The sequence below is a fragment of the Spelaeicoccus albus genome, assembly GCF_013409065.1.
Classification (GTDB): domain Bacteria; phylum Actinomycetota; class Actinomycetes; order Actinomycetales; family Brevibacteriaceae; genus Spelaeicoccus; species Spelaeicoccus albus.
Window position 1 is genome coordinate 1,228,155 of the sequence record NZ_JACBZP010000001.1, and the last position, 23,142, is coordinate 1,251,296.

21 protein-coding genes are annotated in these 23,142 nt (G+C 62.9%); 10 read left to right on the plus strand and 11 right to left on the minus strand.

Annotation, left to right across the window (positions count from 1 at the left end):
- The first annotated feature begins 14 nt into the window (after positions 1–14).
- Positions 15–1,391, plus strand: a complete 1,377-nt coding sequence (locus BJY26_RS05700) for an APC family permease (protein ID WP_179426458.1) — start codon at positions 15–17, stop codon at positions 1,389–1,391.
- On the opposite strand, the gene BJY26_RS05705 is transcribed toward BJY26_RS05700, so the two are convergent.
- Positions 1,361–2,659: an ArgE/DapE family deacylase gene (locus tag BJY26_RS05705; protein WP_179426460.1), complete on the minus strand. Its 1,299-nt coding sequence runs from the start codon at positions 2,657–2,659 to the stop codon at positions 1,361–1,363. The genes BJY26_RS05700 and BJY26_RS05705 overlap by 31 nt on opposite strands.
- 95 nt (positions 2,660–2,754) lie before the next feature.
- Between BJY26_RS05705 and BJY26_RS05710 the strand changes: the two genes are divergently transcribed.
- Together BJY26_RS05710 and BJY26_RS05715 are read left to right on the plus strand one after the other, a co-directional pair.
- Positions 2,755–3,048: a cupin domain-containing protein gene (locus BJY26_RS05710; RefSeq protein WP_218852266.1), complete on the plus strand. Its 294-nt coding sequence runs from the start codon at positions 2,755–2,757 to the stop codon at positions 3,046–3,048.
- 259 nt (positions 3,049–3,307) lie between these two features.
- The gene (locus BJY26_RS05715) at positions 3,308–4,063 is read left to right on the plus strand and encodes a class I SAM-dependent methyltransferase (protein WP_179426464.1); all 756 of its coding nucleotides are present in this window, start codon (positions 3,308–3,310) and stop codon (positions 4,061–4,063) included.
- Here BJY26_RS05715 and BJY26_RS05720 read toward each other — a convergent pair.
- Positions 4,060–5,271 (minus strand): nucleotide disphospho-sugar-binding domain-containing protein, encoded by a 1,212-nt coding sequence (locus BJY26_RS05720; RefSeq protein WP_179426466.1) that lies wholly within the window; start codon positions 5,269–5,271, stop codon positions 4,060–4,062. The genes BJY26_RS05715 and BJY26_RS05720 overlap by 4 nt on opposite strands.
- Positions 5,272–5,331: 60 nt before the next feature.
- Positions 5,332–6,567 carry a kynureninase gene (gene kynU / locus BJY26_RS05725; protein ID WP_179426468.1) on the minus strand — a complete coding sequence of 412 codons (1,236 nt, stop codon included), beginning with the start codon at positions 6,565–6,567 and terminating at the stop codon, positions 5,332–5,334.
- Between the two features lie 282 nt (positions 6,568–6,849).
- On the opposite strand from kynU, the gene BJY26_RS05730 reads away from it, so the two are divergent.
- Genes BJY26_RS05730 through BJY26_RS05740 form a run of 3 tightly spaced genes read left to right on the plus strand, consistent with a single transcriptional unit; the run spans position 6,850 to position 9,820 of the window.
- The gene (locus tag BJY26_RS05730; protein ID WP_179426470.1) at positions 6,850–8,577 is read left to right on the plus strand and encodes a carbon starvation CstA family protein; all 1,728 of its coding nucleotides are present in this window, start codon (positions 6,850–6,852) and stop codon (positions 8,575–8,577) included.
- Positions 8,577–8,864: a cory-CC-star protein gene (locus BJY26_RS05735; RefSeq protein ID WP_237248916.1), complete on the plus strand. Its 288-nt coding sequence runs from the start codon at positions 8,577–8,579 to the stop codon at positions 8,862–8,864. Before BJY26_RS05730 ends, BJY26_RS05735 begins: the two co-directional genes overlap by 1 nt.
- Positions 8,855–9,820, plus strand: coding sequence for an ArsA family ATPase (locus BJY26_RS05740; protein ID WP_179426472.1), 966 nt, complete (start codon positions 8,855–8,857; stop codon positions 9,818–9,820). Before BJY26_RS05735 ends, BJY26_RS05740 begins: the two co-directional genes overlap by 10 nt.
- 53 nt (positions 9,821–9,873) lie before the next feature.
- Here BJY26_RS05740 and BJY26_RS05745 read toward each other — a convergent pair whose 3' ends face one another.
- From BJY26_RS05745 to BJY26_RS05760, 4 genes are read right to left on the minus strand one after another with little or no spacing between them, the layout of a single operon-like run.
- Positions 9,874–10,947 (minus strand): AbrB family transcriptional regulator, encoded by a 1,074-nt coding sequence (locus BJY26_RS05745; RefSeq protein WP_179426474.1) that lies wholly within the window; start codon positions 10,945–10,947, stop codon positions 9,874–9,876.
- 37 nt (positions 10,948–10,984) lie between these two features.
- Complete coding sequence (locus BJY26_RS05750) at positions 10,985–12,517, minus strand: tripartite tricarboxylate transporter permease (RefSeq protein ID WP_179426476.1); 1,533 nt, start codon at positions 12,515–12,517, stop codon at positions 10,985–10,987.
- A gap of 42 nt (positions 12,518–12,559) precedes the next feature.
- A complete protein-coding gene (locus BJY26_RS05755) occupies positions 12,560–13,075 on the minus strand; it encodes a tripartite tricarboxylate transporter TctB family protein (RefSeq protein ID WP_179426478.1) in 516 nt (171 codons plus the stop codon).
- On the minus strand, positions 13,065–13,943 hold the full coding sequence (locus tag BJY26_RS05760) for a tripartite tricarboxylate transporter substrate binding protein (RefSeq protein ID WP_179426480.1): 879 nt from the start codon (positions 13,941–13,943) through the stop codon (positions 13,065–13,067). The genes BJY26_RS05755 and BJY26_RS05760 overlap by 11 nt, the downstream gene beginning before the upstream one ends.
- A gap of 675 nt (positions 13,944–14,618) precedes the next feature.
- Between BJY26_RS05760 and BJY26_RS05765 the strand changes: the two genes are divergently transcribed.
- Genes BJY26_RS05765 through BJY26_RS05780 form a run of 4 tightly spaced genes read left to right on the plus strand, consistent with a single transcriptional unit; the run spans position 14,619 to position 19,230 of the window.
- Positions 14,619–14,999 (plus strand): DUF3311 domain-containing protein, encoded by a 381-nt coding sequence (locus BJY26_RS05765; RefSeq protein ID WP_179426482.1) that lies wholly within the window; start codon positions 14,619–14,621, stop codon positions 14,997–14,999.
- On the plus strand, positions 14,996–16,477 hold the full coding sequence (locus BJY26_RS05770; protein ID WP_179426484.1) for a sodium:solute symporter family protein: 1,482 nt from the start codon (positions 14,996–14,998) through the stop codon (positions 16,475–16,477). The genes BJY26_RS05765 and BJY26_RS05770 overlap by 4 nt, the downstream gene beginning before the upstream one ends.
- Before the next feature lies 1 nt (position 16,478).
- Positions 16,479–17,567: a C45 family autoproteolytic acyltransferase/hydrolase gene (locus BJY26_RS05775; RefSeq protein WP_179426486.1), complete on the plus strand. Its 1,089-nt coding sequence runs from the start codon at positions 16,479–16,481 to the stop codon at positions 17,565–17,567.
- Positions 17,568–17,622: 55 nt separating this feature from the next.
- Entirely contained in the window at positions 17,623–19,230 is a 1,608-nt protein-coding gene (locus BJY26_RS05780) for an amidohydrolase (RefSeq protein WP_179426488.1), read from the plus strand.
- Between the two features lie 39 nt (positions 19,231–19,269).
- Here BJY26_RS05780 and BJY26_RS05785 read toward each other — a convergent pair whose 3' ends face one another.
- From BJY26_RS05785 to BJY26_RS05800, 4 genes are all read right to left on the minus strand, one after another.
- Entirely contained in the window at positions 19,270–19,692 is a 423-nt protein-coding gene (locus BJY26_RS05785; protein ID WP_179426490.1) for a PPOX class F420-dependent oxidoreductase, read from the minus strand.
- Between the two features lie 184 nt (positions 19,693–19,876).
- Complete coding sequence (locus BJY26_RS05790) at positions 19,877–21,118, minus strand: metal-dependent hydrolase family protein (protein WP_218852268.1); 1,242 nt, start codon at positions 21,116–21,118, stop codon at positions 19,877–19,879.
- Positions 21,119–21,141: 23 nt separating this feature from the next.
- The gene (gene panF / locus BJY26_RS05795) at positions 21,142–22,647 is read right to left on the minus strand and encodes a sodium/pantothenate symporter (protein WP_179426492.1); all 1,506 of its coding nucleotides are present in this window, start codon (positions 22,645–22,647) and stop codon (positions 21,142–21,144) included.
- Entirely contained in the window at positions 22,644–22,979 is a 336-nt protein-coding gene (locus BJY26_RS05800) for a DUF997 family protein (protein ID WP_179426494.1), read from the minus strand. Before BJY26_RS05800 ends, panF begins: the two co-directional genes overlap by 4 nt.
- Positions 22,980–23,142: the final 163 nt, after the last annotated feature.

Consider the following 23,142-nt stretch of genomic DNA (forward strand, 5'->3'; position numbering starts at 1 on the left):
ATGGGGCTCGAAAGATGACAACTACGGAACCAACCGAGACGATGACGTCCGCCGAAGGAGGCGGTCAGCTGAAACGAACACTCAAACTTCGGCACATAGTCTTCATCGGGCTCGCCTATATGTCACCCCTTGCAGTCTTTGACACGTTCGGGATCGTCTCCGACATGACCGACGGTCACGTGCCGATGTCGTATGTCGTGATTTTGATCGCCGTCTTATTCACCGCTTTTAGCTACACGCGGATGGTCCGAGTGTTTCCATCGGCCGGATCCGCGTACACATACACACGGCAGACAATTCATCCGATCCTCGGATTCATGGTCGGCTGGGCAGCATTGCTGGACTACCTCTTCCTGCCGATGATCAACGCCCTGTTGTCCAGCATTTATATGGGAGCTGCGTTTCCGAACGTGCCCGCATGGGTCTGGATCATCTCGACGATCATCATCTGCACCTTCTTAAACCTCGTCGGGGTCAAGCTCGCCGTGAAAGTGAACTACGCCCTCGTTGTCGTTGAGGTGGTTGTCGCACTTGCCTTCGTGGGATTCACCGTCAAGAACATACTGGCCGGCATGAATGGCGCGGCTGCATCGTTCGCGCCATTTGCGACAAGTGACATGTCGATGTCGGCCGTAGCGGCCGGCGCATCGATCTTGGCATTGTCATTCTTAGGTTTTGATGCCGTGACCACTTTGTCAGAGGAGGCGGTAGCGCCGAAGCGTGACATACCGAAGGCGATCTTCATCATCGTGGCATTGGCAGGCGTATTCTTCGTCGGAGTCACCTATGTCATGCAGGTCCTCTTCCCCGATGTGTCGGTGATTGCAAACATCGCCGGTGCGTCGCCGGCTATGGCTAAATACATCGGCGGTGCTGGATTCCAAGCGGTCTTCCTCGGCGGGTATCTGGTTGCCGTACTGGCTTGTGGGCTCACTCAGCAGATGAGTGCGGGGCGTCTGCTTTTTGCCATGGGACGTGACGGGGTCTTGCCGAAGAAACTATTCGGATATGTGCACCCCAAAACCGGCATCCCGGTCTTCAATATTCTGCTCATTGCGCTGCTGGCGTCGTCTGCGGTGTTCCTCGACCTGAACCAGGCGGCGTCGCTCATCAACTTCGGCGCATTCGTCGCGTTCGCCTTCGTGAACCTTTCGGTAATCGTCTATTACTTCCGGATGCTCAAGGACAAGTCGAGGACCTCCGCATTTGGCTTCGTCATCGTGCCCGCTGTCGGTGTCATCATCAACGTCCTCCTCTGGTTCACTCTTGAGCCGACGGCAAAGGTCGTCGGGTTCGGCTGGGCGGCCGTCGGCCTCATTTACGTACTGTGGAAGACTCGATTCTTCCGGCAGGCTCCGCCTCAGTTCGAGGCAGACAACCAGCCGGCTTGACGCACTCCGCACCAGTCGGCGATGAACAAGGCAATCGACTTGGTGATTTGGCGGGTCGATTCGAGATGCACGCGTTCATCGAAGGCGTGAATGTTCTCCGTACGGGGGCCGTAGACGAGGGTCGGCGTGTCTGCGTACAGGGTAAAAACGCGCGCGTCGAGGTAGCCGGGCGTGGTGAACGACTCGAGCCCGGAGCCGAACACCGTCTCGTGTGCTGCCGACAACGTGCTCTCCGCCTCCGAGCCTTCATCCAAGCGATACCCTTCGGCGTAAAAACCGGTGCGTTCCGCGGTGGGCGTTGCACCGCCGAGGCCCGGATTGGACGTCGAATCGCGGAGACACTTTTCGATCTCGGCCCACGCGTCGTCGGCGGACGTGCCCGGATAGAACGAAGCGCGGGCGTCGAACTCGCACCAGGCCGGCACGCTGGAGGGCCAGTCGCCGCCGGCGATGCCGCCGATATTGAAGTTGATCGGGTGATCGAGATCTTCAAATCCCGGATGATTGCCGCGTTCGGCGTTCCAACGTTCTTCCAGTGATCGCAGTTCGCCCATGGCAGCGTACGCGGCATCGATAGCGTTGAATCCGGCCGTCATCTCGCGCGGATGTGATGGGCGGCCCTCGACGCGGACCTTGAACCAGATGACCCCGACGTTGGCCCGCACCAGCATGTTCTCTTCGGGTTCGGGGATCAGCACGGCGTCCGCCTCGTACCCGCGGAGGAAAGCCGCCAGCGCACCGTTTCCGGTGCATTCTTCTTCGACAACGGATTGGAAGCAGATCCGGCCGGTCGGTGCGAGACCGGCAGCGCGGACGGCATCGTAGGCGAAGAGGTTCGCCGCCAGCCCGGCTTTCATGTCTCCGGCGCCGCGCCCGTACATCCAGCCGTCACTGATGGCCGGTTCCCACGGCGACCTGGCCCAGGTCTGCTCGGGGCCGGTCGGCACGACGTCGACGTGCCCGTTCAAAATGAGGGATCTGCCGTCTTCCGAATCCGGCCGGTAGGTGCCGACCACGTTCACGGCGTTGTCGTACGAGACGGTGACCGGGCCAAAGCCCGGGTGAGCGGAAATGTCGTCGACGTTGATCGTCCACGAGTCGGTGTCGAAACCGCGCTCGGTGAATTCCTCGGCCATCAGTTCTTGGATTGACGTCTCTTCGCCGCGTACCGACGGCTCGCGGACGAGCCGTTGTGTGAAGGCGAGCTGGGCGTCGAACCGGTCGTCCACGGCTTGCAGGATTCGCAGTTTTGTCTGATGGTCAACCATAGGAACGCCTCTTTCGAAGTTTCGGCTCGGTGGCACAGCGTCGGCACACTATGACATCGCATACTAGTCGACCGACCGATGGCTACACTCGTCTCATGACTGATACGACTGCTATTGCGACAGTGCAAATCGACAATGAATTCACGCGTGTCACCGAGTGGAGGTTCCCGCCCGGAACCGAAACCGGTATGCACGTCCACGAACTCGACTACGTCGTCGTACCGACGACCACCGGAACTTTGCGCGTCGTGACGCCGGACGAAGAATTCGACAACGTGTTACATCCCGGGGCGTCGTACACGCGGTCGGTTGGTGCGGAACACAACGTGAAGAACCTCGGCGATCAGGAATGCGCGTTCGTTGAGGTCGAGTTCAAGGGTCGCGGCTGACGCTTTCCTCCGCGCCGTCGCCGCGCTCCACATCGAGGATCGGGGCGATCTCGTCGGACCCGAACGGGCTCATATTCTCGGCGATCCGGTCCATCGATACCCAAAATCACGAAACAATAAGACTCCATTTTTATTTGCCTGCGGCGTGCCGCAGGCTACTCGGGCCGACTGAGGTGCGCCTTTTTCGAAGCCGCCGGCGAAGGCGCATAGTTGGCATATGTCGAATGCACGCCGTCCGGAGCCTCATGAGGCTCGAAGCATGGCTGAATCGTTTGGAACCGACGCCGCGCGGTACGACCGTGCCCGGTTTTCGTACCCCTCGGAATTGATCGAACGGATCGTCGAGCGCTCTCCCGGGCCGACATTCGTGGACGTCGGCTGCGGCACGGGCATCGCGGCACGGCAATTCGCGGCGGCCGGATGCCGTGTACTTGGCGTCGAACCGGATTCTCGGATGGCGGCATTCGCACGGCACAGCGGGATCGATGTCGAGGAATGCACATTCGAGAATTGGGACCCCGCCGGCCGCATCGTCGACGCTGTCGTGGCCGGCCAGGCTAGGCATTGGGTCGACCCGGCCGCCGGCGCGACGAAAGCAAGCGGCGTGCTTCGGCCGGGCGGGATATTGGCAGTGTTCTGGCATGCGTTCGAGCCGCCGCGGGACGTGGCATCGGCATTCGTCTCGGCCTTTCGGCGTGCCGTGCCGGACGCGCCGGTCGCCGTCACCACCGAAACGATGACCCGCGACGCGTATCGTGCCATTTGCGCCAAGCCCGCTGCCGGGATCCGGGGTTCGGAAGCGTTCGGCGTTGTGGAGGAATGGCGTGACGACTGGGCGGTGACGCTGACGCGGGACGAATGGCTTGACCAGTTGCCGACCCAGGGACTCTTGACACAGCTGGCTCCGGACGCTCGCGCTCCCATTCTGGACGCCGTCGGAGCAGCGATCGATGCACGCGGCGGATCGTTCATGCTGAAGTGTGCCACTTTCACCGTGGCGGCCCGGCGTCGCTAGGCTTCGCCACCCAAGCTGCGTATGGTCCGTGCCATCACGTCGGCCGGACTTGGTTGTCCGGACATTTCGGCGGCGACTTCCTGGGCCGCAACCGAGAATGAGGGTTCGGTGAGCAGCCGAGCGATCGAGTCTCGCAACGTCGCGGCGTCCACTGTTGATGGATCGTGCTGCACGCCGATGCCGCGATCGGCGACCCGCTGCGCCGACATCGGGTTATCGGCGAACGATGGGAGCACAAGTTGCGGGACGCCGTAGAACATGGGCGCAGCGGTGGTGCCGGAGCCGCCGTGATGCACGATGAGCGAACAGGTAGGCAAGATCGCCGACAACGGGACGAAACCGACAGGTGTGACGTTGTCCGGCAAGTCGCCCAGCGAATCCAGGTCTGCCTCGCCCGTCGCCAGCACCACCTCGACGTCCATGCCGCCGAGCGCGTCGATGACCGCGGTGAGGCTGTCGGTTCCGGCCAGCACCGGCACGACGGTGCCAAGCGTGACGCACACGCGCGGTCGGCTCGGCGTGGTGCGAGCCCACTGCGGGAGAACCGCTCCGCCGTTGTACGGCACGAAGCTCATGGGCCACCACGGCACGCCGTCCTCGCTATCGGGTTCCTCGGGAACGCCGGCGGGCAGACCGCCCATGCTCGGCGGACGCGGGTCGATGCGCGCGACCAATTTGGGCCCGCCGTCCGGAATGTCGTTCGTCTCGTGCAGCGCAGCGAGAATTTCGTCGCCGACGAATGACGACCGGGCCTTGAAATCCGCGTCCCGCATCGACCAGGACACCCGATTGCCTGCTTCGAGTGCGGGCACTCCCAACGCCGACGCGGTGAGCGCGCCGGCGACGTGATCGGAGGTATAGACGACCAGGTCGGCGCCGAAATCGCGGCCGGCGCGAATCGACCCTTCGGTCATCGTCAACGCGAACATGCCGAACGGATTGTGCGCCTCGAGCGCCTGCCGATATGCGGGGGACAGATCCTGATCGGACTCGTCCCCGCCGCCGCTCAAGCGACGCATCTGGTCATTCCAGATGTTGTGGTCGGGAAACACGTCGACGACCGGGAGCCCGGTCCGGGCGCCGAGGTCGGCCATGTCGGACGTCGTCGCCAGCAAGACTTCGTGTCCTGCCGCGCGGGCCGCCCAGACGAGCGGAATGATCGGAAGCATGAGGCCGTGCGCGGGAGCTGCGCAAAATAAAATCTTCATGCCGTACACACTCGCAGCCGAATCTGACGAACGACTTACACGGCACTGACGCAGCCCGCGCTACGCCGATTCGGCCCACAGCTTGTTGTCGAGAATATCGACGAGGGTGTCGACCGCGTCCCACACGTCGGCATAGCCGAGATAGAGCGGCGTGATGCCAAAGCGCAGCACCTCCGGTTCGCGGTAATCGCCGATCACGCCGCGGGCGATGAGCGCTTTCATGACGGCGCCGCCTTCGGGGTGGCGAATGCTCACGTGGCTGCCGCGGGCGGCATGGTCGCGTGGCGTGATGAGCGTGAGCGGGTGGGCCGAACACCGCTGTTCGACAAGGGCGATGAAGAGATCGGTCAGTGCCAGCGACTTGGTCCGGACGGCGTCGATATCGGCGCGCGCGGCGATGTCCAGTCCGCAGTCGACAAGGGAGAGCGACACCATGGCCTGCGTGCCGCACAAGTACCGGCGAATGTCCGCGGACGGGCGGTACGAGGTTTCCATCTCGAACGGATCGGCATGGCTCCACCATCCGGATAATGGCTGGATGAACCGATCCTGGTGGCGCGGATTGACCCAAATGTAGGCCGGTGAACCCGGCCCGCCGTTGAGATATTTATAGGTGCAGCCGACGGCGAAGTCGGCGCCGGCGGCCGTGAGATCGACACGCACGGCACCGGCCGAATGGGCGAGATCCCAGATAGTGAGGATGCCGCGGTCGTGCGCCGTTGCCGTGACGGCGTCCATGTCGAACATCGCGCCGGTGCGGTAGTTGACGTGCGAGAGGATGACGACAGCGACATCGTCCGACAGCGCGTCGTCCAGCGTCAGATCATCATCGATCAGCCGCAGCTCGTAGCCCTGCTGCACGAAGTCGATCATGCCTTCGGCGATATACACGTCGGTGGGGAAGTTGTCGCGTTCGGTGACTAACACCCTGCGGCGCGGAGCATTGTCCTGCTGGATGCGCAGTGCCGAGGCGAGGGCCTTGAAGAGGTTCACGGACGTCGTGTCGGTGACGACGACCTGTCCGTCGCCGGCGCCGATGATGCCGGCGAGCTTGTCGCCGAGCGTCATGGGCAGGTTGAACCAGCCGGCCGTGTCCCAGCTGCGAATCAGGCCGGATCCCCATTCATCGACGATGACCTCGCGGGCGCGGTCGGCCGAGGAGCGGGGCCGGGCGCCGAGAGAGTTGCCGTCGAGGTAGATGACGCCGTCCGGCAGGTCGAACTCGTCGCGGAAAGCTGCCAGCGGATCGTCCCGGTCGGCGGCAACGCATTCGTCGCGAGTGGTCGGGGTCGTCATCGGTTCCTCCAGGGCGGCGTTTGTCCGATCGTCGGTGAACGCGACGATACTTTCATATTTTTACGTGCGGTACATAAAGCACGCACGCTTGACAGCGCCGGGTAAACCGTCTAAACAAGGAATACACTTGCTGCCGCGACAATAAAAGGTGCCGATGACGACAGGCTGAAATAATCCCCCATTTTCAAATTTGATCCGCCAGAAAATATGGCGCGCGCGCGATGAAAAACCAGTGGCAACGTGTGCGCCGCATGAGACGCTTAATTGACGGAAGGAACTCTCATGGGGTCCCTCGTTCTGATGATCATCGGCCTTGGAATGTTCGCTTTAGGCTTTTTAGTCTATTCGAAATACCTTTCCAGGCGGGTTTTTAAACTCAGTGACGATTTCAAAAGTCCCGCTCACGAATTGTACGACGGCGTGGATTATGTTCCGACGAATAAATTTATTTTGTGGGGCCATCACTTCACCTCGGTAGCCGGAGCTGCGCCCATCGTCGGCCCGGCCATCGCCGTGATCTGGGGATGGTTGCCGGCATTCCTCTGGGTCACGGTCGGCACCGTGTTCTTTGCCGGGATGCACGACTTCGGCGCTTTGTGGGCGTCGGTTCGCAATAAGGGACTGTCGATCGGGGCGCTATCGGCGCGGTACATCGGCAAACGCGGTGCGAACCTGTTCCTCGTCGTCATCTTCCTGCTGATGCTGATGGTGATCGCGGCGTTTGCCGTCGTCATCAAGAACCTGCTCATCAGCACCCCGGCCGCGGTCATTCCGACCTGGGGAGCCATCGGCGTCGCACTATTGGTGGGTCTGGCCGTCTACCGGCTGCGGTGGCCGCTCGTCCCCGTCACCATCGTCGGTGTCGTCGCGCTCTACGCGCTGATCGTTCTCGGCAACGCCGTTCCGGTAGTCATACCCGAATCATTCTTGGGAATGAGCCCGGCAACGTTCTGGATCATCGTGTTGTTCGTGTACGGAGCGATGGCGTCACTGCTGCCGGTCTGGGTACTGTTGCAGCCGCGCGATTACATCAACGGCGTCCAGCTTTTCGTCGGACTCATCCTGCTCTTCGGTTCGGTGTTGACGGGCGTGCTGTTCGCCGCGAACAAGCCGGACATCGTGGCACCGGCCTTCAACACGAATCTCCCGGACGGCACGCCAAGCCTGGTGCCGCTATTGTTCGTCACGATTGCATGCGGGGCGATCTCGGGCTTTCACGGCATGGTCTCCTCGGGGACGAGTTCGAAGCAGCTCGACAAGGAAAAGGACTCGCGCTTTGTCGGCTACTTTGGCGCCGTCGGCGAGGGAATGCTCTCCCTCGGCACCATCTTGGCAGTCATCGGAGGATTCAAAACCGCAGCGGACTGGCAGTCGGTGTACAAGGCGTTCGGCGAAGGCGGTGTCGAAGCGTTCGTCCAGGGCGGCGGCGCGCTGATGGAGAACGGACTGGGGCTTCCCGCATCGTTGAGTGCCACCGTGCTGGCCACGATGGCGGTGCTCTTTGCCGCGACCACCATGGACACGGGCATGCGGCTGTTGCGTTTTGTCGTCCAAGAGATCGGTCAGACGGTGGGCACGAAGATCACGAAATTCCCGGCCACGCTGGTCGTGGTAGCGGTCGGCATCGGTCTGACGTTCTCGCAGGGGCTCGGCGGCGAAGGAGGATTGCGGATCTGGCCGTTGTTCGGCACGACAAACCAGCTGATGGCATCGCTGACGCTGTCCATCATTGCCGTCATGCTGATCCGCAAACGCCGCAATCCGCTCCCGGCGCTCATCCCATTGACAATAGTGTTCGTGCTTTCGTTCTGGGCTGCGATCAGTCAACTTCTCGACTTCACCAAGCCGGGGCAGGCGGACTGGCTGTTGTTCAGCCTCGACGTGATCATCATTGTCGCCAGCGTGTGGGTGGCGATCGAAGCAGTGCTGGCGATGCGGCGGGCAAAGCTCGCGCCGCCGGAACCCGATGACGAGGATGCGAAGATCGTCGCCGTTCGGGAGGAGCTGTGATGGCGGCAGCACGTCGGCGCCGGGACACGATGCGCCGTCGGTGGAAAGCGTTCAGCAAGGGACTGCACGAGTTCTACATCGGTCCGTATCGGCAGACCTTCTTGCGGGAAAAACGCGATGAGGACGATATGTTCATGATCGCGGTGTTGGGGGAGGCGCTCGGCGTGCCGGACCCGGCGGCCTATTACACGGCGGAATTGATGCCTGCCGTGTGGGAGGACTTCCACGACTGGCACCGGCGGATCGGCATTCCGCGCTCGCCGTTGGACCACATTGCATGCTGTTGACTCTTGCGCGCCGCCGAAAATTCTTGTTTGTCGGTGGTAAGGGCGGCAGCGGCAAGACATCGGTGTCCTCGGCATTGGCATTGGCCCGTGCGGCCGAAGGCGCCCGGGTCCTGCTGGTGTCAACCGATCCGGCGCACAGCTTGGGGTATGTCTGGGACCGGAAGCTGACCGATACCGTCGTGCGCGTGTTTGACGAGTCCGGGTCCGTCGACGCCATCGAGGTCGACCCGGACGCCACCATCGAACGCCATTTCGACGCCGTACGTCGGACAATGCTGCAAATTCTTCCCGAACGACTACAAGGCGCTGCGACCCGGCATCTGGATGTCGCGAAAACGGCTCCGGGCAGCCATGAAGCCGCAATGCTCGAACGCATCGCCGAGGTCATCGAGCAGGCCGGCAATTACGATCTGGTGGTTTTCGACACTGCGCCGAGCGGGCACACGCTGCGCTTGTTGGCATTGCCGGAACGGCTCTTCGGCTGGACCGAATCTTTGCTGGCCAGCCGAAAGCGCTCGGAGAGTTTTGCCGCGGCCGCTCGCGGTATCGCCGGCACAACGGATGAGACGTCGGACGCGGATGGGCGGCTGCGCCGCACGCTGCATGCCCGGCGTGAGCGGTTCGCGATGATGAGCACGGTCATCGCCGATCACTCGGCGACGGCGTTCGCCGTCGTGACGCTGGCGGAGAACTTGTCCGTTGCCGAGACGATCGACATCACCGGTCGGCTTCAAGAGTTGGGTATCGACGTGGGATCGGTCGTGGTCAATCGGCGCTCGCCGGCCGATGCCGGACAGGTCCTGGCTGATCAACGGCAGCGTGAAGCGGGATATATACGGCGGCTCGTCGAGAATTTGGACGACGTGCCGATCACGGAACTCCCGCTCGTGACCAAGGATCTGACCGGCACCGAGGCATTACGCGAGTTGGCGGGGCATGTGGGCGATTGCCGTTAGCTCCGGCAAGCCGGTCTCGACACGGAGGCCGACTAATCGCCGACCGGGCCCGTTCAACCGGGAGAGGAGCCTGGTGGTCGCCGACGTGAGAGTACTTTGGCCAGCGCCGGCAGCGCCACCAGCATGATGCACACGCGGAGGACCTGAACTGCAGCTACGAACGTGACATCCGAATGCGTTGACGCCGCGAACGCCAATACCGCATAGATTCCGCCCGGGGTGGTCGCCAGATATCCCTCCAGCATCGAGACCCCGGTCAAGCGCGACAACACGACTCCGAGTACTGCGCACAGCACTATGACTCCCAGGATCAAGGTAAGAGCCAGCGGAAGGATCCGCGATAATTCCCGCAGTGCCTTGCCGGTAAATCGGAGACCGGCCTGGCAGCCGATGATGCCGAACGCCACGGCAACCACCAGGCCCGGCGGCCGACCGGCAAACGACAAACCGGCGATCGATAGCACCGCGGAAATGACCATCGGCCCGAGAAGTGCACCTGCGGGAAGCCGTGCCAGCCGCCCCAATGGAATCCCCGCCGCGGCGCAAATGACGAGGAAGACAATTGCAAGATACCAGGGCACCTGGTTGGCGCCGGCCCCCACCGCGGTCTCGGTATTGCGAAAGATTCCGAGAACGACGATCGGCATGCTGATGGTGACGATCGCCAGCCGGAGGAACTGGACGACAGCGACCACGCGTTCATCGGCACCGAGTTCGCGGCTGATCGAGGTGACTGCCGACGCGCCACCCGCAGCGAGCGCCAAGATTCCGGTCAAATGAGTGACGCCGTTGCGGAATCCCAACAAAACGCCGGCCGCCATGGTTGCCCCGAGGGTGATCACGCTGATGACGACGATGGGAAACCAGTCGGCCGCGGCGGCCCGAAGCGTGGATGCTTTCAGGATGTTGCCGATCAACACGCCGAGGGTCGCTTGCGCGCCGATGAGGAGTGGTCTCGGAAACCTCTCCGGCGCCCGGCCGAATAGCGCTAACGCGCCCGCCGCCACAAGACCGCCGAAGAGCTCCGGCGCCGGGACATGGAGCGGAATCAGTACGCCGCAGATCATGGCCGTTGCGGCCAAAAGCAGTGCCCAGCGTGCCGTAGTCAAGGAGGTGGCAGACGTCAACGCCGGCTCATCCGTCGTCCGCTTGGGTCGGCCATCTCTAATGACGCGGAGCTTCTTCGTCAGCGGGCGACGTCACGACTGCCTTCTTCTTTCGGCGGCCCTTGGCGATCAGGTCGAGGACGACGGCCAGCACGCCGATGGCGAGGAAGACGAGCACGAGTGGCTGGAACAGCATGTCGGTGATGCTTCCGTTGGCGAGCACCCAACCTTGGCGCAGGTTTCGTTCGAGCATCGTGCCGAGGACGACGCCGATGACCAGAAGTGCCGGCGACATATTGACCATCCGCATCAAGTAGCCGACGAGTCCGAACACCAGGACCAGTCCGACGTCGAAGACGGAGTTGTTCAAGCTGAATGCCGCGATGAATGCCAGCACCATGATCGCGGGGAAGAGGTAAATGCGCGGAATCTCGAGTATTCGTGCGAAGACGGGCGCCAACGGCAGGTTGAGGACAAGCCCGACGGCGGCGCTGATGAAGAGCGACGCGATGATGGCCCACGCCATGCTGGCATGTTTGGTGAAGAACCCCGGTCCCGGATCGAGGCCATACATGGTGAGATACGCCAAGAGAACGGCTGTGGTCCCCGAACCCGGAATTCCTAGGGTCAGCATGGGGACGAGTGAGCCGCCGACCGATGCATTGTTCGCCGATTCGGGGGCGGCGAGCCCCTTCGGTGTGCCGGTACCGAACTTCTCCGGCGTTTTCGAGATGCGCTTTTCCAGAGAATAGGAAAAAAACGAAGCGAGGGTGGATCCCGAGCCCGGAAGCACGCCGGCAATAAAACCGAGAATGGAACCGCGCAGCGACGTCCACGAGATTTCGCGTAGTTCCGACCAGCGCGGCGGCACGAATTTCTTGACCGACACACTGTGGGTCTTCTCGGAGCCTCGGCTTCGAAGATTCCAAAACACTTCGCCGATACCGAACACGCCGATGATCGGGATGATCGGGTCGATGCCTTCGAGGAATCCGGACAGGCCGAACGTGAACCGCGGGGTGCCGGTCTGCAGATCGGTGCCGACCGTCGCAACGATGAGCCCCAGGATGATGGCGATGCAGCCTTTGACGACCGAACCGCCGACGAGCGTTCCGCTGAGCAGCAGCGCCATGACGACGACGGCGAAGTAGACGTTGGGACCAAAAGCGAGTCCGACGCTGGCCATGGGCGTGGCGAGAAATACCAGTCCGATGACGGCCAGGATGCTTCCAATGAATGAGGCGACTGCCGAGATCGCCAATGCCGTACTGGCCCGGCCTTGCTGGGCCATCGGATAGCCGTCAAGGGTTGTCATCAGCGCGCCCGGGTCGCCGGGAATGTTGAGCAAGATGGCTGCGATACGGCCGCCGTATTCCGCGCCCAAATACAAGGAGACCATCATCACGAGGGCGTGAGTGGGATCGAGAGACATCGCCACCGGCAGGAGCAGCGCGATTGCGGTCGACGGGCCGAGTCCGGGCAAGAGCCCGGCAACAGTCCCGAGAAACACGCCGACCACTATGAATACGAGGTTGATGGGGTCGGTGAAGAGGTTGGCGAACCCGATTCCGAGCTGTGTGAGGGATTCCATGGTGCTTTCAGTCGTTGAGGAGCATACGGGGCGCGGCGGTGCTCAGAACCCGAAGAGTCCAAGAGGCAGCAAGACACCGAGCAGATAAACGAAGAGGGCGTTGAGCGCGAACGACGTGACAATGCCGAATACGAGAGGCATCAGGAAGTCGCGGGCGCCGGCGGGCTTACGTCCGCGGAAGATCATTGCGAACACTGCGAGATAGAGCGTCGTCGCAATGATGAATCCGACCGGTTCGAATGCCGCAACGTACGCGGCCGTGAGCAGGACCGAACCAACGAGCGTGACAAGTGTTCGTCGTCCGTCACTGCTTTGTCGCTTCGTCGCGACCCGGCCCGGGGCGGCCCGCTTCAGCTGCAGGATGGATTGGACGGCCATCGTCAACGTCAAAGCGGCCAGCAGAATGCCGACCCAGACGGGGTACGTGCCCGCCCCGAGGTCCGTACTGTTTTCCGGGCCGCTCGGCAGGCCCAATGCCATGACGAGGTAGCCGACCGTGACGACGGCCAGCAGTCCGCAGGCAATGAGGCCTCCGAGGGCTTGACGCTTATTTTCCAATGCCGAGCTTCTTAATGATTTGTTTGGCATCTTTGCGTCCGGGCTCGATCACATTCTTCAAGAATTTGTCGCCGGGCACGAAATCCACCGTGAGGTCGAGGTTCTTGGTCTTCTTGGCGAACTCATCGGTTGCGGTGGCTTTCTTGATGGAATCTTTCCACCAGGTGACTGCTTCTTTTGGCATATTCGCCGGCCCGAAAACCCCGCGCCAATGCGGAATGACGACGTCGAGCCCCTGCTCTTTCCAGGTGGGCACGTTTTTTGCGCTCCCGACGCGTTTCGGGGCTGCAACAGCGAGGATCTTGAACTTGCCGGATTCGGCAAGAGTGATCGCCTCGGACAGACCGGTCGAGGCGACTTCGACGTGTCCGCCCAGCAGCTCGGTATTCAAATCGCCGCCCTCCTTGAAAGCGACGACGTTTAACGCCGAAATGTCCTTGATACCCGAATGCATGGCCGGCAACAGGATATTGAATTGATCGTCGGACGGTGTCGTGCCAACGCCGAATGACACCGACTTTGGGTTCTTCTTGGCTGCTTTGAGGACATCTTTCGCGGTTTTGAACTTCGAGCCGGACTTGACCACCCACACTTCGTAGTCACTGGTCAGGCTCGCGAGCGGCGTGAAATCCTTGACCTGCATCTTCGTCGTATTCATCAGCGGCGACAAATAGATCCGGTCCGATTCGACGACGACCGAATAGCCGTCGTTCGGGCGCTTCAGCAATGCGGCCCGGGCCGGGTTTCCTCCGCCCCCGCCGATGTTCTCAACCTTGAAATTCGCGTCGATGTCCGTGGCTTTGAATCCCGACTGGAGAGTTCGGGTTGCCGTGTCCAAACCTCCGCCCGGTGAGCCGGCCGCGATCATCGTCAAACCGTGTTTGGGGAAACCCTCTTCGCTGGAGCTGCTTGAGTCGCGTGTTCCGCGGCATCCGGCCAAGAGGGTTGTGGCGGTGGCGACGCCACCCACTGCAAAAAGGCTTCTTCTGTTCAGGTCCACGGAGAATTCCTCGCGTTCTTATACGACGTTGTATTGGGGACGGCGGCACGCGGACATGCCGCGGATGTCGCGAGCGCGATGGGAACCGTAGCGGCCTGGGGATCGCCCGTGGGCTTGCCGTCTGCGCGTTAGGGGTTGAACGCGCGGACGCGTGCGCGGTTCGCATCAAAAGCTCTCGATGCATCCTATATCCGATAGATAAATTTTCCGAATGACTGCCGCACTTCGTGGATGGAGCTTTGCCGGCCCTCACCGACCAGCTGCTCCCGCTCTCTTACCGCTCTCGTACCCGCTTTTCTCCTCCGCCCTCGTACCCGTTTTCTCCTCCGCCCGCCTTTCTCCGACCCTCCCGCGCCGAGTGGTGGCGAATGGCTGCGAAATCGGCGATTTCGCAGCCATTCGCCACCACTCGGCGCGGCCGGACCGCCATTCGTCACCACTCGGGCCTGCTCGCGTAGACTGCCGAATATCCTGTAGTCCGAACTTGCCCGATGCGGCGTTCCACGCACAGCCTCGGCAGTTCACGCACGAACGGAAAGACACATGATCAACGACGACCAGTCGCCAAAGCCGGGCGAGCCGGCGCGCCCGGCCGAGAACGGCGGCGCTCCCGGCGAACCAGCTTCCGGCAAGCTCGAGCACGCCTTCGCCCACATCCGCCCGAAGCGTCCGGCACTCTGGCTCTTGGTGATCCCCACGATCCTCTACCTGCTCACGCCGGTCGTGGCCAATAGCATTCACCCGATTCTGTTGGGCATGCCGTTCATCGTGTTCTACACGGTCGTCGTCACGGTGTTGACCTGGGCGATCATTTGGCTGACCGCGCGAATCGACCCGATTTACCGGGCCGGCGCCGTCGAACCGGTCCCCGCGGACATCGCCTTCGGTGAAGCGCCGGCCGAGGACAAGGAGGCCGGTCGATGAGCGGCGACGCAATAATTGCCATAATCATCTTTGCAGCGGCCATGGTCGCAACAGTCGGCGTCGGGCTCTGGTCCGGACGCGGACGCGAGAAATCGATGACGGAATGGTCGATTTCCGGGCGCGGCCTCGGCGTGATCTTCATCCTGCTGCTGATGGCCGGCGAAACGTATACGAGTTTTTCCTTCCTGGGCACGGCCGGCTGGTCGTACGAATACGGCGTCCCGATCCTCTACCTGATCGCCTATTTGAGCGTCGGACTGGTCGTGGCGTACCTGGTGGCACCGCTCTTGTGGACATACGCCTCCCGGCACGACCTCGTATGCATCTCCGACTTCGCCGAACACCGATTCAAATCCCGCCCGCTGGGCATCCTGGTCGCCGTGCTGGCCACGATCTTCCTGATCCCGTACATCCAGGTGCAGATCCAAGGCATGGGCGCGGTCGTCAACGCCATGTCGTACGGAGCGATCGACCTGAACGCGGCAGCAATCATTTCGTTCATCGTGGCCGAAGCGTTCATCTTGGTGTCGGGCCTGCGCGGGTCTGCCTGGGTCAGCGTGCTCAAGGACGGCCTCGTGATCTTGTCGGTCGTGTTCCTGGCGGTCTACGTGCCGCTGCACTACTTCGACGGCATTGGCGAATTCGTCACGAAAATGGTCGCCGAGAAGCCCGAATGGCTCACATTCCCCGGCCACGGCCCCGGCACCTTCGGGTCGACTTGGTTCATTTCGACGATCGTGCTGAACGCCGTCACCATCGTCATCTTCCCGACGACCGTCGCCGGATACTTGAGTTCGAAGTCGCCGAACACGCTGCGCCGCAACTCGATCATCCTGCCGTGGTACCAGCTGCTGCTCATCGTGCCCATGGTGATCGGTTGTGTGGCGCTGTTCGTCGTTCCGGCGTTGAAGGATTCCGATTTGGCGCTGTACAGCGTCGTCGTCGATTCCCTGCCGGCGCCGATCGTGGCGGTCATCGGAGTGGCCGGCGCGTTGTCCGCGATCGTGCCGATGAGCGTGTTCATGCTGTCGATCGGCACGATGTGGGGTCGGACCATCCTCGGCGGCGGGATGCGCGGGCCGGCAAAGACTGAGGCTCAGGATGCGCGGCAAAAGCAGATCGCGCAGCTCGTGTGCCTGCTGGTCGGCGTCCTGGCATTGGCCGGAAGCCTGTTCTTGCCCGGCGCGCTCGTCAACTTGTCCGTGCTGTCGTACGAGGGCCTGGCGCAGCTGGTCCCGGTCGTGCTGCTCAGCCTCTACTGGCCGCGCATGAGCAAGGTGGCCGGAGCGTCCGGACTCATCGTCGGCTCCATCGCCATGGTCGTTTTGCATTACACGGGGCACGACCCGCTCTGGGGCATCAACGGCGGGCTGATCGCGCTGGCTCTGAACTTGATAGTCGTCATTGCGGTGACCGCGGCCAAGCCCGATCCGCGCTCCCGTGCAGCGTCCGCGCGGGCGACGGCGGAGGTGAACTGAGATGGCTGAGCTGCCGTTGCCGCTCATTCAACTGACCGGCACTCCCGCCGAGATCGGCGGCCGGCTGGGCGAACGGACGTCGGGCGCGGTGGCCGAGTCGATCGCCTGGTATCGGCGCCAATTTCAGGACGCCGGCGGGCTGAGTTCCGCCGACCTGGCTCGGCTCGGCGGCGGGTTCCGTGAGCAGACCGCGGCCTGGCATCCGCGGATCGCCGCGGCACTCGACGCGCTCGCGGACGGCGCCGGGGTCGACGTCGCCGACGTGTACGCCATCAATGCGCGCACCGAGCTGATGTCGGCAAGTCCGCTGCCGCCGGTGGACGGATGCACTGCCGCGGCAGTGACGGAGGGCGCCGGCGCGAAGAGACATCTGCTGCTTGGGCAGAACTGGGACTGGGGCGTCGACGTCCCCGATACGACAGTGCTGCTGGCCACGCGCGATGAACGCGGCCATGGCGTCGTCACGCTGGCCGAGCCGGGCATGTTGGCCAAGACCGGACTGAACGATGCCGGCGTCGGGCTGACCGTGAACATTCTGCGCACCGGCGCGGACGCCCCCGCCGCCGGCGTCCCCTACCATGTGCGGCTCCGGGCCGTGCTCGAACAGCGCGACTTCGACGGTGCTCGGAGAGCGGCCGAGGCCGGGCCGTGCGCGGCAAGCATCAATATGATGGTCGCGCACGGCGGGCGGGCCGTGGATCTCGAGGTGACGCCGGACGGCGTGCACGCGATCGACCCGGACGGCGGGCTCCTGGTGCATACCAACCATTGCGTGATCGAGTCGGCCGCGGACGACGTCGGGCCGCTCACGATGCCCTCGACGACAGCCCGGCAGTCGAGGGCGCAGCACATCCTCGACGGCAAGCGCGGCGCGATCACGGCCGGCGACCTGCGGGCGGTGTTCACCGATCATGACGGCGGCATCGACCGCATCTGCCGGCACGCCGGAGCCGATCCGAGGGTGGCGCCCGGCGACAAAACCGTCTACAGCGTGGTGATGGATCTTGATGACCGCACCTTCGCGGTGGCGCGGGGGCCGGTTTGCGAAAATCCACACGTCGAGCGGACGTTGACCGAGCTGCTGCCGTGACTATCATCAGTTCCAAGCGCCCCGCCCGAGCCGAGCGACCGAGAGGACAACACTCGTGATCGACACCATCCCGACGATTTTCCGAGCAGCATCGATCGTGGCGCAGGCCGGTAGCGGTCCCGAACCGGAAGCGATGGCCGTGGCGGACGAATTGGTCGTGGCCATCGGCACGGTACCCGAGTTGACGGACCGTTTCCCGGACGCTCCAGTGGTCGATTTCGGGGAAGCGACGATAGTGCCGGGGTTCAACGACGGCCATGCGCATATCGCCATGACTGCCGAGGACATCTTGCACAGCGATCTGTCGTACGACGCCGTGAAAACAATGGACGAACTGCTGACGGCAGTTACCGAAGCAGCGCGGGAAACGCCGGACGGCGAGTGGGTGCGCGGCAGCAGGTTCGATGACCAAAAGACGGGTATGTTCACGCGCGACGATCTGGACCGGGTCGTGCCGGGGCACCCGGTCTTAGTCACTCACGTGGCCGGGCACTGGGGCGTCGTGAACTCGAAGGCCCTCGAACTGCTGGGAATCGACGAGTCCTCCGAGGATCCGCCGGGCGGTCAGTACGACAGGTATCCGGACGGCCGCCTGAACGGCAGGCTCGTCGAGCGGGCGCTGATGAACGTCTCGCTGCCGGCGACCGCTCACGAAGGGCCGGGCGTGCCGGCCAGCAGCTTCGCCGACTTGCAACGCGGCGTGGCCAAGGTGATCCGCAGATGGAACGCGGCAGGGCTGACGTCGGTGTGCGACGCGCTGGTGGGGCCGGACGACGTCCGGATGTTCTCGGCTGCGCGGCATGCCGGCAACCTGACCATGCGGATTGGAATGCTGCTGTCGATCGATCATTACGACAAGGCCGTGCAGCTGGGCGTCGGAAGCGGCTTCGGTGACGACTATCTGCGGCTTGTCGGGGTGAAGGCGTTCTTGGACGGCGCGATCGGCGGACGGACCTGCCTGCTCTCCGAGCCGTTCACGGGTACCGACTACCGCGGCCTGCAGACGACGTCGACCGATGACTTGAACCGGAATGTCGCCCGCGTGCACGCCGACGGCAATCGGATAGGAGTACACGCCAACGGCGACGAGGCGATCCGGCTGGTACTGGATGCGTTCGAGACCGCGCAGCGGGAAATGCCCAGACCCGGGCTGCGGCATCGGATCGAGCATTGCAGCGTGATCGACGACGAGATAGTGGCACGGATGAAGGCCCTGGACGCCATTGCCGTGCCGTTCGCGGGATACGCGGCGTATCACGGCGGCGCATTGAACGGATGGTACGGCGAGGAGCGGACGAGCCGCATGTTCGCGCACCGGACCCTGCTGGACGCCGGGCTGACGGTGGCCGCGTCGTCGGACTACCCGTGCGGGCCGTTCCAGCCGCTGGTCGGCATGCAGTCGATGGTCACCCGCACCGGCATGGACGATGGCGCGGTCGTCGGCGGCAATCAGCGGATCAGCGCTGCCGAGGCGCTCAAAGTGTTCACGATCGGATCGGCCGATGCCAGCGGCGACGCTGCCGTCAAGGGCCGGTTGGCGCCGGGATATCTGGCGGATTTCACGGTGCTGGGCGAGAACCCGCTCGAGGCCGATCCGATGGGGATCGCCGACATCGACGTGGAGGCGACGTACGTCGGGGGAACCGTCGTCCACGAGCGCTAAGCGGCGGCGAGCCCGTCGTCGTCGCCACCCGCGGCGGGGCTAACCGGCGGTGCCGTACGTGTGAGTGAGCCGTAGATGCAAGGGCAGCCGTCGCTCGGCCACCATCGCTTGGCGGAACTCGGTCCAGTCGGGATGCTCGCCTTGCACGCGGCGGTAAATGTCGACCAGATCGTCGGTGCTCGCGTCGTCCGGATTCTTGCACTCGGGGAGCAGACCGGCGTCCGCCTCCGCTACGGCGTAGATCCAGGGCCCTTCGCCGTGCACGAGAAGTGTGGCGCGCGGATCTCGTCGTAGATTAGCCGTCTTGGCGCGATCGGCAGTGATGGACACGCGAACCAGATCGGTGTCGCGGTCGTACGCGTAGGTGACGACGGACATCTGCGGCCTGCCATTTCGGCGGATTGTCGCAAGCGTGACGAAGTGCTGAGACTCGATGACGTCGCGGATCGGATCGGCGGCCATGGTGTGTCCTTCGGTGTTGGTGAGAACTTCTTTTCACCTTACGTCGCCAGCCTGGTGTTGCTGTGTCCTCTGCGCCCATCGAGTGGTGGCGAATGGCTGCGAAATCGGCGATTTCGCAGCCATTCGCCACCACTCGGGGAGGGGGAGCAGCCATTCGCCACCACTCGGCGGCCGGGAGGAGGCTCTAGCGCCGTTCCGCGACGACCGAACCGCCCTGAATCACCGTATCGATGCGTCCCTCGGCCAGTACCGAGATGTTGTCGAGCGGATCGTCGTCGACGATGAGTGCATCACCGTGCGCGCCGGGCCGGAGGACTCCAAGTTCGCCGGTACGTTGCAGCAGGTCGGCGGCGTTCACCGTGGCGCTGCGGATTACGTCGATAGCCGGCTGAACGTCGGCGCGAATCTGGAACTCGCGGGACTGGTGCCTTTGCATACCTCCCAGCAGGTCGGTGCCGTAAGCGATGTTCACCGTGCCGCGCGCAGCGAGTTCGAGTCCGCGAAGCCCGGCGTCCAGAACTTCCGAGACCTTCTCCCAACTGTCTTGCGGCAAACCGAATTCGCGGCCTTCGCGCTGCAGCGACCAATAGGTGACGAGAGTGGGCACCAGAAACGCCTCGTGCTCGGTGAGCAAGCTGATGCTTTCATCGTCGATGAGGTTGCCGTGCTCGATGCCGCGAATGCCGGCTCGCAGTGCTCGGTTGACCGCCCGCGCCGTATACGCGTGCGCCGTCACATACCGGTTCGCGGCTTCGGCCTCGTCGACTATCGCGCGTAATTCGTCCATCGAATATTGCGTGGAATCGACCCGATCGGTGGGTGATGCCACGCCGCCGGACCCCATTACCTTGATGTGATGCGCGCCTTTGCGCAATTCATCGCGTGCAGCGGCGCGTACCGCATCGACGCCGTCCGCCACCCTGCCCAAGCCGGCGCAGCATTGGTGCGAGTCGGAGACCGAGGCGCCGCGAGGACGGGAATCGCCGTGTCCGCCGGTCTGGCTAAGAGCCTTCCCGCAAAAGAACAGCCGCGGCCCGCGAAGCAGTCCCTCGGCCTGCGCGTCGTGAAGGCCGAAATCCGCGCCCGAGCAATCCCGCACGGTGGTGAAACCGCGGTCCAGCATGTCGCTCATGAGTCGACCTGCTTGGAACGCCACGTAGGACGGCGACCAGCTGGTGAGGCTTCCGAGATCGGCGGTCGCCGCCGTGACGTGCACGTGGGCGTCGATGAGGCCCGGCAGTACGTATCGACCTCCGGCATCAAGCGTGCGGACGTCGTCCGGTGCCGTTAGTTTTGCGCCGGTTTCGACAACGACGCCGTCACTGATCCGGACGTCGTGCTCCGAGTACTTGCCGGTGACCGGGTCGAGCACCGTGGCGTGCCGAATGAGCAGGTTGGCATTCAATGATTCGTGAACGGGCGACATGGTGGACAGTCTAGAGCCGCGCCCTACGGAGTTCGATCCAGTTCGAGCTTTTGGATCTCGCGGTTCGTTCCCCAGAACTTGACGAGAACCTCGCGCGGCGGGGGCGGCGTGAGCAGGCTGACGCCGACGTACAAGATGATGGCAAACACCACTGCCGTGACAACGGGCATGAATCCGAGTCCGAGGGCCGGAACCCATTGTTGGCCGACGATGTACCAGACGAGCCCGCCGATCATGGCGGAAATAGCACCGGGCCGGTTTCCGCGCGGCCAGTAGAGCCCGCCGAGGAGCGGTACGAAGAATGTCGCACCCAGTCCCGAAATCGCGAAGATGACTATCAATTCGAGCGCGGGTGGCGGCTTCAGGGCAATGAGCAATACGACGAACCCGATGACCAGGCTGACGACCATACTCAGTCCGGCCCGACGCGAATCGGCCAGATTCTTGTTGATGAAATTGTTGTAAATATCGCGGACGACGGCGCCGCTGACGATCAGCAGCATGGACGACACTGTTGACATGATCGCGGCCAACGGGGCTGCAAAGAGAGCCCCGCCGATCGGGCCGGAGAGCGACTTTTCGATGAGCGTCGGAATGGCCAGGTCGGGATTGGACAGGTGCGAGTCGACGAGCCGTGCCACCACGCCCATGATCGCGAACCCGAGCGAGAACACGGCCATCACGACCGGGCTCCACACCATGGCCCGATGCGCCGTTTGGGAATTCCGGTACGACATTGCCCGAACCGCAGTGTGCGGCATGGCCACGATCATCAGCCCGAAGATGACCGAGTAGGACAGGAAATTGACCGGAGTCGCGTCAATGCCGCCCGGCAGTGTGACGAGGTCGGGAAAATTGAGCGCGAACTTGTGGTCCATGGGCGTCGGTGTTCCCAGGTAAGCGAAGACGCCGAACCACAACACGATGCTGCCGACAAACATGATGACGCCTTGCGCGGTGTCGTTGATCGATGCGCCCATGAACCCGCCGAACGCCGTATAGAGCGCCACGATTCCGGCGAATATCCAGACGAGCGTTGAATACGGCACGCCGGTCACCGAGTGCAGAATATGAGATCCGCCGGCGTATTGGGCGACCATGTAGGCAGTGAGGAAGATGATGATTCCGGCCGCGGCAATTCCGACGACGATCTTGCTGTTGTAGCGCTCTTTGAAGAAGTCGGTGTACGTGTAGAGGTGTAGTTTCCGGGCGAGGATGGCGTATTTCTTGCCGAGCAGGCCCACCGTCAAAAACGCCGTCGGTGTTTGGAACAGTCCCATCAGCACCCAGCCGAGGCCGCTCTGGTAGCCGAGTCCGGGTCCGCCGATGAACGTGCCCGCGCTTGCGGCCGACGCCAGGATCGTGAAGATGAGCACGAACGGGCCAAGACGCCGTCCGCCCACGTAGTAGTTCTCGGTCTTCTTTCCGGTCGCCGATCGCTTTTGGTCGAGTGCCGCCCAGATGCCGATTCCGGCGATCAGCAACAAGTACACGATGATCGGGATGAGCTGTGCGTAATTGATATTCATCGGTCGGCGTCCTCACTGTCGGCTGTCGCATGCTCATCCGCGTCAAGCGAATAGTCGCGATAGAAGAAGCGGACGATGAAATACGGGATTATGCACAGAACAGCGGTCGCGACACCGGCCGACCAGAAGAACCAGTCCGGGAATCCGAAGATGAAATGGATGTCCTTGGCCGGCTTGTTCAGGCCGATCGACAGCGCCACGACCGAGATGACTATCAGGTAGAGCACCCAGTAGAGGAACGCGACGAGTGCTTCCTTATTGGCCTGTCGATAGCGCGGATCAACTTCGAAATCGAACTTCTGCTTCTTCGGACTGCGTTGCGGTTGAGGCATTTCGTCCTCGAATCGAATGACGGCGGCAGTGCTGGACGGCGTGCAGAACCGGTCTGGATAGTCGGCCTGCGGATTCGGGCGGTGTCTCGAAGTGTAGTCAGACTTGAGCCCACCGGACTAGATCAATTGAACTAATTGGTTCCTATTTGGTTGTGCAAACAAA